Consider the following 13,408-nt stretch of genomic DNA (forward strand, 5'->3'; position numbering starts at 1 on the left):
GGGTGTGGCTTCACCTCATCACGTGTTCTCATAACGCACGCAGGGGTGGCTGCAACGGCCGCGCTGATTCCGGGTGGGGCCGGCCTCCCTGCGGGAGGCCGGCCGCAGCCGTATTTCGAACTCGGGTCGTGGTTTCGTGGTGTTGGTTCTTGAGGTTTGCCTGGAGTTGGTTGATGTTCGTGCGGCCTGGTCAAGGGGCTGCGTCAAGTGGGGGCGGGTGTGGTGAGGCGGCGGGCGATGTGGGCGGTGGAGGCCCAGTAGAGGTGTGGGGTTGAGGAGTTGGGGCGGCGGTGGTATTCGCGGCTGTGGTGGTGCAGTAACAACGTGCCATTGGCCTGTTCCGTGATCCAGCCTTTCGGTTGGGGGACGAAGTTTTTGGCCCTGGTTTGCGGGGTTGGGGCGGACGCCCTCGAGGTTGATGTCCAGCAGGGCGGCGTGGTTGAGGACCTCGTTTTTGCGGCGGTGGTCCGTCGGGGCCTTCTTCGGATGGGTTCCGCATCGCTTGGGCGTCTGGTCGAGCAGGGCGGTGCCAGTGAAGTTGTCATGAGTGGAGGCGGTCGTCGCCACGTCGCCGGGGATCAGTCCCAGTACGTCGACGGCGGGTCCCTGCTTGCGATTGACATCTTTTTGTTGGCGTCCAGTCTCGTCGTGGACTTCGAGACATCCGCGGCCGTGCGTACGGACTGGGTGTCGGTGATCGTCAGGGACGGCTCCTCCCGTTGCCGGGCTCGCTACTGCACCTGGCAGTGGATATTTTTGGATCGGCTGGTCGGGCCTGTCCTCGCGCCACTGGCCTACGTAAGAGGACACCGCCGACCGGGCCGGGAAGCCGTGTGGCGGATAGTGCCGCTGGCAGCCCGTCCGGCCCGGGTAGAAGAAGGCGCCTCTCGCGGGTCGCAGGGTCCGGGATCTTCGGTCGTTGCCCGAGCCGCCCTCTCGTGCTTGCACGGCGGCCCCAGCTGAAGGGTGCGGTGGTGTCATCGGGTACCCGGCCTTGTCCTCGGAGAAGGGGCAGCGCCGCAGTCATTCCGGGCTGCGCCGACGGTGCAGTCCAAGCTGCAGGCCGGGGTTTTGAGCGGCGGGCGGTCAATGTCGGCCGTTACGTGGGTGGTGATGGTGCGTCGGGACTTTGGCACTGGTGTCAATTTGGGGCCGTGCAGTGTGTCGTTTGGTGGTTGAGTGCGGTGTAAGGCTGGTGGGGGAGGGGCCATGGTGGGGCGTCAACGGGTCGCGTGTGGCTGTCGTGTCCGATGAGGGACATCGGTGGTGCGCTTCGCGGTTGTGCGTGGAGTGTGTCGTCGGGCGGGGGTCAACGGGACTGTTCTTCCGGCGGGTGTGCCGGTGTTGGCGTGTTGTGCTGTCGTCGTGTGATGCCGGGTCGGTCGTGCTGTGTTTGAGACCGTGCGTGATCGCGGGGTCTGTGGTTGCGACGGGCCCGGGCGTGTGGTGATGCCGACGCGAACGTGATGGCTGTGTGACGGGCCCGACGGGCCCGCCCTCCCTTTGGTTACGCACATTTCGTGAGGGTGTCATGCGCGCGTGGGGCGATTCGTGGATGTTGTTGTTCGAGCGGCTGCCGTTGGCCTGGTGGGAGGCTGACCCTGATCTGCGGGTGACGGCTCATGGTGGCAGGACCGCACTGGATGCCCTTGGTGTTGACGACCTCGGGGTGGCGGCGCCGGAGGCGATGCAGTTCTTGCAGGACCGTGGGCAAGCGCCGGCTGGGGATGTGGTGATGCAGGCGTATGCGCTGGAGGGGCGGACGGTGCGTTGGCGAGCAAGGGTGGGTGGGCGGTCTTTTGATGTGGTGGCCGGGCCGCGTCGGGATGCTGCGGGCCGGATCGATGGGGTGTGCGGGGTGGCTGTTGATGTCACCGACGGGGCTCAGGAGTGTGAGCGGTATGCGGCTTTTGCCGCGTATTTGCCTGCGGCGGCGTTTGTTCGGGATGCTGGTGAGCGGTATGTGTGGGTGAACGATGCCTATGCCCATTTGTATGCCAGGCGTCCTTCGGAGATGGTCGGCCGGACGCTGGAGGAGGTGGTGGCGGGCGATGATGTTGTGCGGTTCCGCTCGCTGGACCGGGAGGTCATCGCGCGGTCTCAGCCGATGCGGCACCGGGTTTCCTTCTTGCGGCCGGACGGTGTGGTGGGGCAGGCCGTCGGTCATCGCTTTCCCTTGCAGAGTTCGCTCGGGCCGTGTGTGGGGGGTGTGTATGTGGATGTCACCGACCATTTCCAGGCACTCGAGCACAAGGCGCTGTTCGAGGAGGATTTGCGTGCGCTGCGGGACCGTTCCGGTGCTGCGTCGATGACGTTGTGTGTGAACGGCAGGATCGAACGGGCGAGTGTGGGTGCGGCTGAGCTGTTCGGCATGAGCGTCACCGATCTGGAAGCGGGTGATGTACGTGATTTCTTGGCGCCTTTGCCGCGTGCGGAAGGGGAGCGGTTGCTGGCGGCGTGGCGGGCGTTGGCCCGGGGGCGGGCGACGAGTAAGCGGCTGTGGCTGCGGTGCCGCACCGCCAGCGGAGCGCTGCGGCTGCTGCGCGTGGACGTTGCGGTGGCACGGGTGCCGGGTCGGCGGGTCCGGTTGCTGACGCTGATGGTTGCGGTGAGTGCGCAGCACTCGGTGGTGCCGGATTTGGCCCCGGTCCACAAGCGGGTGCTGGTGGGCCTGGCTCGCGGGGAGTCCAACGCGGCGATCAGCCGTGAACTGGGGGTGACGCGCCAGGCCCTGGACTACCATCTGCAGCGGCTGCGCATGTTGCTGGATGCGCCGTCACGGTCTGCCGTCGTCGCCCGTGGATATGCGCTGGGTCTGCTGGATGCCTCGCAGTGGCCGCCCGCCCTGACCGGCAGGCCTGGCCGGAGTGGGGGTGTGTCCGGTTGAGCGCCCGGGGGCCGGCCGGCCTGCTGCCCGTGTGGCCCTGAGGTCACGCCGCACGAGGCCCGCTGGGGACGTTGCGAAGGCATGCGCCGGGTGGAGGGCCTTTGGCCGGCCCGAGGAGTGCCGGGGTGGCGTGGGCCGGCCCGCCCGCAGGACCGCAGGCGGCCCCGGCGACGTAGCGTGGATCGCGGCGATCTCGACGGCGCAGACTTCAGCGCGGCGGCGTGGGCGAGCACCTGGCAAGCCGGTTCGGTTCCTTGGTCGTCCTGCTACGGCTGTGAAAACGATCTTCGAGGTCGGCGGTGTGCTACCCCATGACCGCGCGGGCCGCGTCCAGAAACGTCAGCCGGTTCTCCTCCAAGTAGTCGCACACGCTCTCGCCGTCGGGTAAGCGGTTGAGGTCGAGGAAGTACGCGCGTGCCGCGTCGTGCACGGCCAGGGGGAACTGGATGCGGATGAGCCGCTCCGCGACCCACAGCCTGTTCATGACGTCCCGGGTCGTGAGGAACCAGGCTTCGGTGTCCTCCCACTCGGAAGGCCGACTGAAGGCGGAGCGTTCGGCCTCGGCCCCCACCTCGATGAACCGCTCCAGAAGTGGATATCGATTCGGGGCTTGTCAGAGCGCACGTCAACCTTGGGTTGGGGCGGCACGAGCCAGACTCCGGCCAGCTTGCCGGAGTTGGGAAGGCGGCTGCATCACACTGTGCTGAGACGTTCCCCGGAGTGTGGACACGGGGGTTCATGCCGCGAGGGTGAGTCTATGGTCTGCCCGATGCTGCTGTTCGAACTCGACGGGTGAGAGGTAGCCGAGGCTGCTGTGGTGCCTGCGGGCGTTGTAGTACGTCAGCCACTGGAAGATCTCCGGCCGGCCTGCCGCACCGTCGTAAACACCCCGCGCACGGCTTCTCTCTTCAGCCCCTGCCAGAAGCTCTCGGCCAGCGCGTTGTCATAGCTCGACCCGACACGGCCCAGACTCCTGCGGATGTCGAAACGGTCGCTGACCTGGGCGAACGCCGCTGAGGTGTATTGCGAGCCCCTGTCCGCATGGAAGATCACTCCATCGACGCGGCGCGAACTCGCCCGCGCCCGCACCTCCCAGTTCACCGCGGCCGACCTGAAGACGCTGGTGCAGCGCGGCGGGCGGATCGCCGGCCCCGAACCAGCGACGCCCGCCCTGCCCGACGGGCCGCAGGCCCCGCTCGTGGTCGAGGCCGACCGGCTGGGTGGCCGGGACGGCGACGTCGGGCTCGACGGGCAGCGTGTCAAGCTCACGGCCCAGCTCGCCGGACAGCAGGTCGCCCTGCGGTTCGACGGCCAGTTGATGCATCCATCGCCGACGGCCGGGTGGTGAAGACGCTGCCCGCGCCCATCCCACCCGATCAACGAGCGCAGATCAGCGGGGTCCGCAGCCCGCGCACCGCGATCATCCCTCCTTCGGCGCAGGCCCTGCGGGCTCAGCGCAAAGTGCCCGCGGACGGCGTGGTGATGGTCGGCGGCCAGCGCCTGCGGATCGGCTGGGCTCACGCTGGGAAAGCCGTGACCATCCTCATCGAGGACACCATCTTCCGTGTCCTCGACGGCGACGTTGAACTGTCCACCCATGCCCGCACCAGCGACAAGCCGATCAGGCAGTTCAAGGCAGTCGCGCGCGAGGGAGTAAGGCTGTCCAGCATCTACCGGTGACGTCCAGCATCTCCTGGGACCAAACTGTCCAAGATCTCGCGATACCACACCGTCAGCGGGTCGTCTCCACCACCAGTACTCCACCGGCCTGGCAGACCACCCCGCGAACACCGCCCTCGGTACGGACACGCAGGTAGAACCCGATACGCTTCTTCACCTGGAGAGTGCTTCTTTCACGCGACGACCTGGACCCTAGACAAGTCCCATCGTTGCAGGTCAGGAGCACTCTCCGCGTTTCTGATCACCCACGGGACGCCCCGCCGCGTGAAAGCCCGAGGTTAGGCAGAGCTATCTTCGGTAGAAGCGCACGTCATGCCGAACGGACGGTCGCACTGATGGGCCGCGATGGCTGCAGGTTGAGGCCAGCCACGGGCCTCACCTCGCCGGGACCGGTGTCGAGCCGCCACCTCTGCGCCAGCGTCGCGAGAGTGAGTGCCAACTCGACCAGGGCGAAGCGTGTACCCAGGCAGGTCCTGGGCCCGCCGCCGAAGGGGAACCAAGCATGTTCGGGGACGGGGTTCGGGGCACCGGAGTCCCAACGCTGCGGCCGGAAAGCGTCCGGCTCGGGGAACAAACGGGAGTCACGGTGGATAGACCACTGGCTCGCCCAGACGGTGGTGCTGGCCGGCACGTGGCGGCCGCTGATGGTGGCACCCTCGCGCGCCACCGCACCGAGAGCCCAAAAGGGCGGGTAGAGCCGCAGCGACTCCTTGATCAGAGCCTGAGTGAAGGGCAGCCGCGCGTAGTCGTCGAAGGTTGGCAGCCGCCCCTCAAGGACCTCGGCGAGCTCCGCGTCCAGGCGGGTGCGCGCCTGAGGAGAACCGGACAACAGATGCCAGGTCCAAGTCAGCGTGGTGGCCGATGTCTCGTGACTCCCGACATAGAGAGTGACGGCTTCGTCGCGCACCTCCCGGTCAGAAAGCGGCGTGCCGTCCACGTCCCGGGCGTCAAGTAGCCGACTGAGTAAGTCTTCGCGCTCCTCTCCGGCGGCCGTAGCGGCGCGATGCTCGGCAATAATGCGATGAATCTCTGCGTCCAACCCGACGACGGCCGTCCGAAGGCGGCGTCGCCCCGGCGTCAAGATCCAAGGGGGAAAGAAGGCCGTGACACCCCGCAGCTCCGCGCCGAGCTCCTGTTGGGCCACGGCCATGGCCCGCGCGATGGCCTCCTCGCGTCCTGCGGTCTCCACACCGAACAGCGTGCGCACCGCAATTCGCTGCGTAAGCCGGGTCATCTCCCGATGCACCTCAACGCATTGGCCATCCCGCCACGTCGCGGCGACATCGTCGGCGCAATCGACCATCGTCTTGGCGTAGGAGCGGACCTGGCGCGGACGGACGCCGGCCTGTACGAGTGACCGCTTACGGCGCCAGTCCTCGCCAGTGCTGGTTACCACACCATCGCCCAGCAAGTGGTGTACAGCCCACCCCAACTCGGCCTGGCTGAAGCTAGTCTCGATGCCTGCCAGCAGCTCGTTGACGTCTGCGGGCCGCGAGATCAAGAGACAAGGCTTGGGACCCAGTGACCACGGCACCCAGTCGCCGTGCTCGTCGCGCAGCCGAGAGAAGAAGGCGAGAGGGTCGCGGGCGAACTCCGGGAGGTTACCCAGCAGCGGCAGCCCGGACGGACCTGGATCGGACTGTCCCGCGACCGGGCTGCCACCCCCACGGAGCGCCTTCCGTATGAGAACAGCACGCTTGAACATACAAGTGGCCCTTCTGTCCATGCATTCGCAGCCCATCACAGCGCGCGACCAGCCGCTGTCGTTGTCTGGCTCCGCCAATCCCGAACGGATGATGTTCAATACCTGCCCGACCCGGCCGTCCGTCACCCCTCCGCGTACTACAGCCGGTCGTTCACGTGACGTGATGGGACGCTGCTGACGACTGGACGCCGACGTGCCGGCGGCCGCCGATGCGTCAGTCAGGCAGGATCCGCACGGCCACACGGTGCCGCTCGCGCCTGCGGGACGGCGTCGCTGGCGAGTTCGCGGCGGAGCTTCTCCAGCAAGCTCGGACCGGCCTTGATCCTGTCGACGTCGACGACTCTGCCGCGTTCGTTGACAGCCCGGCGGAAGCGGTCATCGGCGAGCACGCTGCGACGGTGTAGGGCAGGCCGGTGCCGGTGGGAGAGCGCGGGGGATCACCGGGCCGAGTTCGTCGGCGCAGACCACCGTCGCGCCGGCGGGCGGGCTGGTGTAGAGCTCGACGATCCGCGTCCTTTTCCCTCGAAGTCCGGTTCCTTCGAGCGCGTCCAGGATCGCGTGCGCCGCCAGCGGACACCCTCCGCGAGCAGGATTCGGCGCACCTGGGAGCGGCTGACCTCGATGCCCAGGTCCCGGGCCGCGGCGGCCAGCGTGTCCAAGGTTCACTCCGAGGGCCCTGACTCGTCCACGGCCCACATCTCGTTCGACGGCTCCACCTCGAGTCGGCCGGGCGGGGTCTTCTTGACGAGGCCGACGATCCTCGATCGTTCGGCCTCGGTGATCCTTCGATTGCGTCCCTGCCCGCCCGGATCCTCCAGTCCCTCCAGCCCACAGTGGTTGAACCGGTGCAGCCAGCGGTGCACCGTCTTCTGACCACACCTCAGCTCGTCGGCGATCTCCGGGACCAGCCACCCGTCCCAGCTCAGCTCCACCATCCGGCACCGCTCCACCACATCCCTCGGCGCCTTTCTGGCCGACGCCAAGCGGTGAACCACCGGTTGCTCGCCCTCGTCACGGCCCCGTCGTGCCCTCCGCACCATGACCCAGCACCCGCCCCCGAGTACCCGCAAGTGCCCCGCCACCAGCAGCTATACCCACCGGAAGAGGAATCCAGCACTAACCTCGACCTTGCGTGAGGGTCCGTCAGCTTGCTGACGGGCCCTTTCGGCTCATTCGGGGGCGGTCATTTCTGCAGGTGGGCAGGCTGGTGGCCTGGCTGATGCCCCTATGGATGTCAAGCGGCTGGTGCTGGTGTCACCGCGGTTCGCGGGTGATCGTCTGGTACATCACTCGTGCGATGTACCGTTTCAGGCAGCGGATGGCTTCTCGGCGGGTCTTGCCCTCGTTGATGCGTCGCTCCACGTAGTCGCGTGTGCGGGTGTCCCAGCGCAGAGGGGCCAGGACGACGGTGTACAGCGCGGAGTTGGCCTGGCGGTCGCCGTCGCGGTTGAGCCTGCGGCGTTGGGTCCTGCCGGAGGACGCCTCCACCGGGCTGACGCCGCAGAGTCTGGCGAAGGACGCTTCGCTGCCCATCCGTTGTGGGTTGTCACCGGCCGCTATGAGCAACGCGGCAGCGGTGTCCGGGCCAACGCCGTAGTGCTCCAGGATTCTCGGTGCACGGGCGGTGATCCGCGCGGTGAGGTCGTTGATCTCTTCGGTGAGATGCTGGATCCGTCGAGCCAGCAGCCGGAGTGCGTGGCGGGCCGCCGCTGCCGGGCTGATCCCACCTACGGCCTCCAGCTCGGAGCACCGGCGGATGAGCTTGGGGTTGCTCAGCCCGGTCAGTGACTCGCGCAGAGCAGGATCCGCGGACACCAGGACGGCCTTGAGCTGGTTGATCGCCTGCGAGCGTGACCTGATCGCGGAACCTTTGGTCATCTTGAACGTCCGGATGGCTTCCACCGGTCCGTCGCTGGTCTTGTCGCCGGTACCGCGGCTGTGTGCGCAGGCGTCTGAGGTCGGTGCGTCGTTGGATGCGGCGCAGGCCGCTGCGGACGGCTTGGACAAGGTGGTCGCGGTCGCGGAAGACGACATTGGCGGTAGTGCTGCGCCGGAGCAACGACCAGATGCCCTCGACCGGATTGAGGCCGGGCGCATAGCTGGGCAGCTGGACGATGGTGAGCCAGTCATGCTCTGCCGCGTACTCACGTAATCGACTGCAGCGATGAACATTGAGATTGTCCCAGATCACCACGACGGGACCGCCGAGCTGAAGGTGAGCCCGCACGAGAAGATCACGGTAGTCCTGCCAGGTGAAGCCACGGTGGGCACCTCGGTGATGGCCCTGGATGCGAGGACGGTAGATCAGACGGCTGCGTTCGCCGGTCTTGAAGCACACCAGTGCGGCCATTGAGATGCGGCCGCGGGAAGCGCCGTTGAACCGAACCGCGGGCGTGCTCCCTCTGGGTGCCCAGGTGCGTGCGCGGTGCGACGTCATCGAGACAGCGGCTTCGTCCTCGAAGACCAGCCATGCCCCGAGCGCCGCCGCGGTGGCTTTGCCCGGGGGCAGGTCTCCTTCACCCAGCCGGCCACCGCCGCATCGTCCCGTTCGACCGCCCGCCGTGCAGGCTGCTGACACGACCAGCCGTGCCGCCGCAGCAACTCCCACACTCCGCGGATCGACAACGACACCCCCAGGTGGTCTGCAATCATCAGCTGCACCCGCGAGAGCGTCCACCGCTCATCCGCCCAGCCCTGAGCCATCGCGCCGTCCAGTAACAGTGGCTCGAGCACGGCGAAGTCACTGTCGCTGACCTTCGGCCGCTTGGCCGGCCCCGAAGGGCGCAGGGCCTGTCGCCCTCCCTCGCGCCAGGACCGGCGCCACCGTTCCACCGACCGGACGCTGACCCTCAGATCTTTCGCGATCACCGTGTTCTTCTCACCTCGCGCGAAGCCATCGACGGCCAGCATGCGCACCCGCTCCCGCGCGGCCTGGCCCTGCGGAGTGAGACCACCGCCCTGCGCATATCTCATGGCCACGGCGTACCGCAGGGATCTAGCAATGTCAGCCCCGACAACTGAACGGAAAGGTCAGTAGGACTTCCCAATGCTGATGTCAAGCCGACGCTGCGGCGGGGAGTGAGGCGTGATAGCACTCGCTGTCACGGATCATCGCCCACAAGACGTTGACGCGTCGGCGGGCGAGGGCGAGGAGGGCTTGTTTGTGTCCCTTCCCCTCGTTCCGCTTCCGCTGGTAGTACGCCTTGGAAGCGGGGCAGGACTTGAGGCTCGCCATTGCCGACAAGTACATGGTCCTGAGCAAGCCGCGGTGGTAGCGGCGGGGTCTGCGCAGGTTGCCACTGACACGACCGGAATCACGCGGCTGTGGAGCCAGGCCGGCGAAGCCGGCCAGCCGGTCCGCGCTGCCGAAGGCGGTCAGGTCTCCGCCCGTTGCGGCGATGAACTCGGCACCGAGCCGCGCGCCCATGCCGGGCAGACTGCGGATCACCTCGGCGTGCGGATGCTCGCGAAACTTCGCCTCGATGAGGACATCAAGTTCCGCGATCTCCTCTTCGAGGGCCATCACTCCCTTCGCAAGGCGGACCACCATGGCGGCCGCCAGTTCCTCGCCGGGCAGAGCGGTGTGCTGGGCCTGCGCGGCCTCCACGGCGGCTCGAGCCAGTGCAGCGGCGCCTTTGACCTTGCGGTTCTTCAGCCAGGTCTCGATCCGTTTCACGCCTGTGCGACGGATCGCTGCCGGAGTCTGGTAGCCCGTCAGAAGCGTGATCGGGCCCTTGTTGGTCAGGTCCAGTGTCCGCTCCAACGCAGGGAAGATCTCCAGTAATTGGGCCCGGAGACGATTGATCTGCCGAGTGCGGTCGAAGACGACATCCAGGCGTCGGGTCGTCAGAGTGCGAAGGTCAGTGGCAATCTCGTCGCCGGGCCTGAGCACGCCCAGATCCCGGCGGATGCGGGCTTGGTCGGCGATGACGAAGGCGTCCTTCGCATCAGTTTTTGCCTCGCCCCGGTAGGTGGCCGAAGCCCGGTGGACTGCCAGCCCGGTGAGATAGGCAACGGGCTGGCCGTGGACTGCGAGCAGGCCGATCAGCAGGGCGGCACCACCGTGATTGAGGTCGACGGCCCACAGCACATCGTCGGATAACGCCAGGACGTCGCGGATCAGCGCCAGGAGCTCGGTCTCATCGTTCAGGATCCGGCGGGACAGCAGTCTCTCGCTCTGCGCGTTGATCACCACGGCGTGGTGATGTGTCTTGCCGATGTCCACTCCGGCCCAGATCTCGGGCACAGCCACCTCCGCCAGCTCGTCGTGCATCAATCCCGCAGACGACCTCGCCGGCGTTGTCCTACAGCAGCGATCGAGTCGCGTCTCCCAATTGGCGGTCGAGTCGTCGCGGAGCTCCGGGCGGCCAAGTCCCGTAAGCCATCCAGCGGCTCACCCTTAGCAGCCATACCCGGAGCCCCCGGGCCCTCCGATCGTACGAGTGATCAGATCAGGCCCACGTCTTGAAAGGTAGGACAACCTCTAGGCTGACATCAGCGTCAAGGAGATGTACTTCGATGGCGTCTTTCCCAGTGTTGGCCGCCGGAACACCGAGCAGTCCCTGCACGACGCGGGACTTCTCTGCCCGCCGACCGACGCCGACCTCCTCGACCGCTACATCACCTCCTTCCAGACCTTCGACCATCTGCCGCGCATGAAGACCGTCGGGCAGTCAAGGAATTCGTTTCAGCGATGAGCAGGACTGTAAAGAAAAATGTTTTTTGCGGCTTGCGTGTAAGCAGGCCACGGGTGTCTCGTGATCTGATTCGTGTCGCCCGAGGGCCTTTGAGTCGTTGGACGGAGCGTGAACCTCTCCTCGGTGCTCCTCTCGCGGCGGGTAGGCCGTCGGGCGACGCGGTCGAAGATCAGTCCTGCGATCGCCGGGGGCTTCGGCGTTGTCCTCGCGACGTCCGGCGAAGCTGCGCGTTGGTGTCGCTGCCGTAGCCCGGCGTTGGTGTGCTCGACGCGTAACCAGGCGGAAGACCGGCATCGGCATTTCTGGCGCCAGGCCCGCTTCTCACCGTCGCACGCTTTGTCCTTGGGTACGGTGACCTAGTCGGAAAAAAATCCCTGGCCAGTTCGGCTTAGCCCGTGTTGACCTTGGTCTTCACCCCCGGCCGAGGCGGAACTGCTCGGCGATGCCTTCGTCCCGCCACTGCGGTTGGGTCATGCATATGGCCGCGTGGACCACCCCGGCCGGCAGCATCCGCCCCGGTCCGTGGCTGAACGTGATCGACGCGATGCGGTTCCTGCTTGCGTGTGCCGGACACGAGGCCCGGCGTCGGGGACGTGACGCCTGCGGGCACCGTATCTGGGTCCGGGCACCGTCGAGCTGCGGCTCGACACCCTCGGCCGGGTCCCAGTCGGCACCCGAACGCACCCCCACCCGCACGGCCCATCTCATGTCACGGCCGTCCAACCTAGCCGACATTTCCCCGAGGTTGTAAGCGAGAAGCCCGCCCGACCGGCATCGTCCTCGCGATTCTTCCCTGGCTGAAGGCGGGCGCGCCGCCGAGGAAGAGCGAGCGAAGCTCGCGGGCCTCACGACGAGGTGACAACACGCAGGAGCTAACCTGCGCTCCGTCCGGGCATTGCTTACCGAATTTCACAGCACATGGGCAGATTTATTGACCAAAACCCGCCAGGTAGAGCGTTGTTCACGTTTTCTGGAAAGCGGACAAGGTGTCTATCTCGCAGCAGGAAGGATTTACAGGTTGGGGATTTCGAAGGTGCTCATCCCCGGCGCACAGTCGTCCCTGATCCAAATCTGTTGGCCTACGTCGACAACATCCGATTTGGTTTCTCCTTCAATATTTGAAGGAGTCATACTCGTGCCCATGGGGAGATAACTTGCCCTTCGAGAAGGAAAATGCGGCTCGTGATTCACTGGTCCCGATGCACTGCCCGCGCAACACGGGACCGCTCGGCCCTCCCTTCTTGGTCGAGCTGTCCACCGGAACGTCGGTCTGGGTGGTGCAGCGTCATGCGGACGTGCGTCAAGTGCTCACCGATCCACGGTTGAACCGAGCGCATCTGTTCTCTCCTGACGCACCTGCACTCACTCCTTACCCGAACCTGTTGGACAACCCCGACATCCTGATCAACCTGGACGGCTCCGAGCACCGACGACTGCGCCGCACTGTGGGCAGGGCCTTCACTCCACGGACCATCGAGCGGTGGCGTCCCTGGGTCACCTCCGTGGTCGACGACCTGACCGCCCGACTCGCGGCAGCAGAACAGCCCGTCGACCTCATCGCCCAGTTCGTCCGTGCGCTGCCCGTAGCCGTTTTCGGCCGGTTGATGGGGCTTGACGGGCTCAACAGCAAGCGCCTCGCCTACTGGAGCGACCACGCCTTCGCCACCACGGCCTTCCCCTCGCAGCAGGTCCAGGAGGCGATGATGGACTTCGCTGCCTTCGGCGCCGAGCTCGTCGCCCAGCGGCGTGCCGCGCCGGGTGAGGACCTCGTTAGCTCCCTGGTCCAGGCTGCCGACGAGGACGGCGGGCTGACGGAGCAGCAGATCGTTTCGCTCGTGATCCTTCTGGTGGTGGCCGGGCACGAGGTCACGACGACCGTCCTCGGCAATACCCTGGTGTACCTACTCACTGACGGTCGGGGGACCTGGCGTGCGCTCGGCGCCGACGAGGGGCTGGCACCGCAGGCCACAGACCGCCTCCTGCGCGGCATTTCGATCAGTGACAGGGACGTGCTTCCCGGATTCATGCGTCGGGCAGTCGAGGACGTGGAGATCGGCGGGGTGCTGATCCCGGCGGGGAGCGTGGTCGCCGCGGACACGGTGACTGCCAACCTGGATCCTGAGACCTACCGTGAGGACTGGCGCGTTGACTCTGACGGTGCGCCCAGTGCAGCGCACCTTGCGTTCGGAGCCGGCCCGCACTACTGCTTGGGCGCCTGGCTGGCCAGAATGGAACTGGAGTTGGCACTGCACCGGCTACCCCAGCAGTTGCCGGAAATGCGGCTGGCCGTCCCCGTACGGGACATCGACTGGCGCCGGGGCCTGCTCACCCGCAGCCCCAAGACCTTGCCAGTCACCTGGTGAGGTGACGCCGGTACGTACCCCTCGCTCCGCGGCGGCACAGAGTCGCGGCTTGCTCGCCCCTATTGCAGCGAATGTC

The 13,408-nt window shown here is 66.7% G+C and carries 11 protein-coding genes and 3 pseudogenes; 5 read left to right on the forward strand and 9 right to left on the reverse strand.

Annotated features, from left to right (window positions below; all coding sequences use genetic code 11):
* Positions 1–1,555 precede the first annotated feature (1,555 nt).
* On the forward strand, positions 1,556–2,887 hold the full coding sequence (locus AB0D93_RS39690; RefSeq protein ID WP_362131032.1) for a PAS domain-containing protein: 1,332 nt from the start codon (positions 1,556–1,558) through the stop codon (positions 2,885–2,887).
* Positions 2,888–3,191: 304 nt separating this feature from the next.
* Here AB0D93_RS39690 and AB0D93_RS39695 read toward each other — a convergent pair.
* Both AB0D93_RS39695 and AB0D93_RS39700 read right to left on the reverse strand, forming a co-directional pair.
* Positions 3,192–3,479 (reverse strand): annotated as a pseudogene (locus AB0D93_RS39695) (hypothetical protein); the annotation flags it as partial.
* Between the two features lie 144 nt (positions 3,480–3,623).
* Positions 3,624–3,949, reverse strand: a pseudogene (locus AB0D93_RS39700) (integrase core domain-containing protein); the annotation flags it as partial.
* Between AB0D93_RS39700 and AB0D93_RS39705 the strand changes: the two are divergent.
* Positions 3,867–4,235, forward strand: coding sequence for a hypothetical protein (locus AB0D93_RS39705; RefSeq protein ID WP_362131101.1), 369 nt, complete (start codon positions 3,867–3,869; stop codon positions 4,233–4,235). The pseudogene AB0D93_RS39700 and the gene AB0D93_RS39705 overlap by 83 nt on opposite strands.
* Complete coding sequence (locus AB0D93_RS39710; RefSeq protein ID WP_362131035.1) at positions 4,232–4,567, forward strand: hypothetical protein; 336 nt, start codon at positions 4,232–4,234, stop codon at positions 4,565–4,567. Before AB0D93_RS39705 ends, AB0D93_RS39710 begins: the two co-directional genes overlap by 4 nt.
* A gap of 310 nt (positions 4,568–4,877) precedes the next feature.
* Here AB0D93_RS39710 and AB0D93_RS39715 read toward each other — a convergent pair whose 3' ends face one another.
* The 7 genes and pseudogenes from AB0D93_RS39715 to AB0D93_RS39745 form a co-directional block, all read right to left on the reverse strand.
* Positions 4,878–6,272, reverse strand: a complete 1,395-nt coding sequence (locus AB0D93_RS39715) for a cytochrome P450 (RefSeq protein ID WP_362131038.1) — start codon at positions 6,270–6,272, stop codon at positions 4,878–4,880.
* Between the two features lie 218 nt (positions 6,273–6,490).
* Positions 6,491–6,661 carry a hypothetical protein gene (locus tag AB0D93_RS39720; RefSeq protein ID WP_362131041.1) on the reverse strand — a complete coding sequence of 57 codons (171 nt, stop codon included), beginning with the start codon at positions 6,659–6,661 and terminating at the stop codon, positions 6,491–6,493.
* A gap of 273 nt (positions 6,662–6,934) precedes the next feature.
* Positions 6,935–7,312 carry a helix-turn-helix domain-containing protein gene (locus tag AB0D93_RS39725; protein ID WP_362131044.1) on the reverse strand — a complete coding sequence of 126 codons (378 nt, stop codon included), beginning with the start codon at positions 7,310–7,312 and terminating at the stop codon, positions 6,935–6,937.
* A 214-nt stretch (positions 7,313–7,526) separates the two neighbouring features.
* Entirely contained in the window at positions 7,527–8,150 is a 624-nt protein-coding gene (locus AB0D93_RS39730) for a transposase (protein ID WP_362131047.1), read from the reverse strand.
* A gap of 76 nt (positions 8,151–8,226) precedes the next feature.
* Positions 8,227–8,709 (reverse strand): annotated as a pseudogene (locus tag AB0D93_RS39735) (transposase); the annotation flags it as partial.
* Complete coding sequence (locus tag AB0D93_RS39740; protein WP_362131050.1) at positions 8,706–9,245, reverse strand: winged helix-turn-helix domain-containing protein; 540 nt, start codon at positions 9,243–9,245, stop codon at positions 8,706–8,708. The pseudogene AB0D93_RS39735 and the gene AB0D93_RS39740, both read right to left, overlap by 4 nt.
* An 82-nt stretch (positions 9,246–9,327) precedes the next feature.
* Positions 9,328–10,524, reverse strand: coding sequence for an IS110 family transposase (locus AB0D93_RS39745; RefSeq protein WP_362131090.1), 1,197 nt, complete (start codon positions 10,522–10,524; stop codon positions 9,328–9,330).
* A gap of 256 nt (positions 10,525–10,780) precedes the next feature.
* Here AB0D93_RS39745 and AB0D93_RS39750 point away from each other — a divergent pair, with 256 nt between their 5' ends.
* Both AB0D93_RS39750 and AB0D93_RS39755 read left to right on the forward strand, forming a co-directional pair.
* Positions 10,781–10,969 (forward strand): hypothetical protein, encoded by a 189-nt coding sequence (locus AB0D93_RS39750; RefSeq protein WP_362131053.1) that lies wholly within the window; start codon positions 10,781–10,783, stop codon positions 10,967–10,969.
* A gap of 1,154 nt (positions 10,970–12,123) precedes the next feature.
* The gene (locus AB0D93_RS39755) at positions 12,124–13,332 is read left to right on the forward strand and encodes a cytochrome P450 (RefSeq protein ID WP_362131056.1); all 1,209 of its coding nucleotides are present in this window, start codon (positions 12,124–12,126) and stop codon (positions 13,330–13,332) included.
* Positions 13,333–13,408 lie beyond the last annotated feature (76 nt).

Origin of the sequence: Streptomyces sp. NPDC048191 (assembly GCF_040652655.1) — a bacterium.
Lineage (GTDB): Bacteria > Actinomycetota > Actinomycetes > Streptomycetales > Streptomycetaceae > Streptomyces.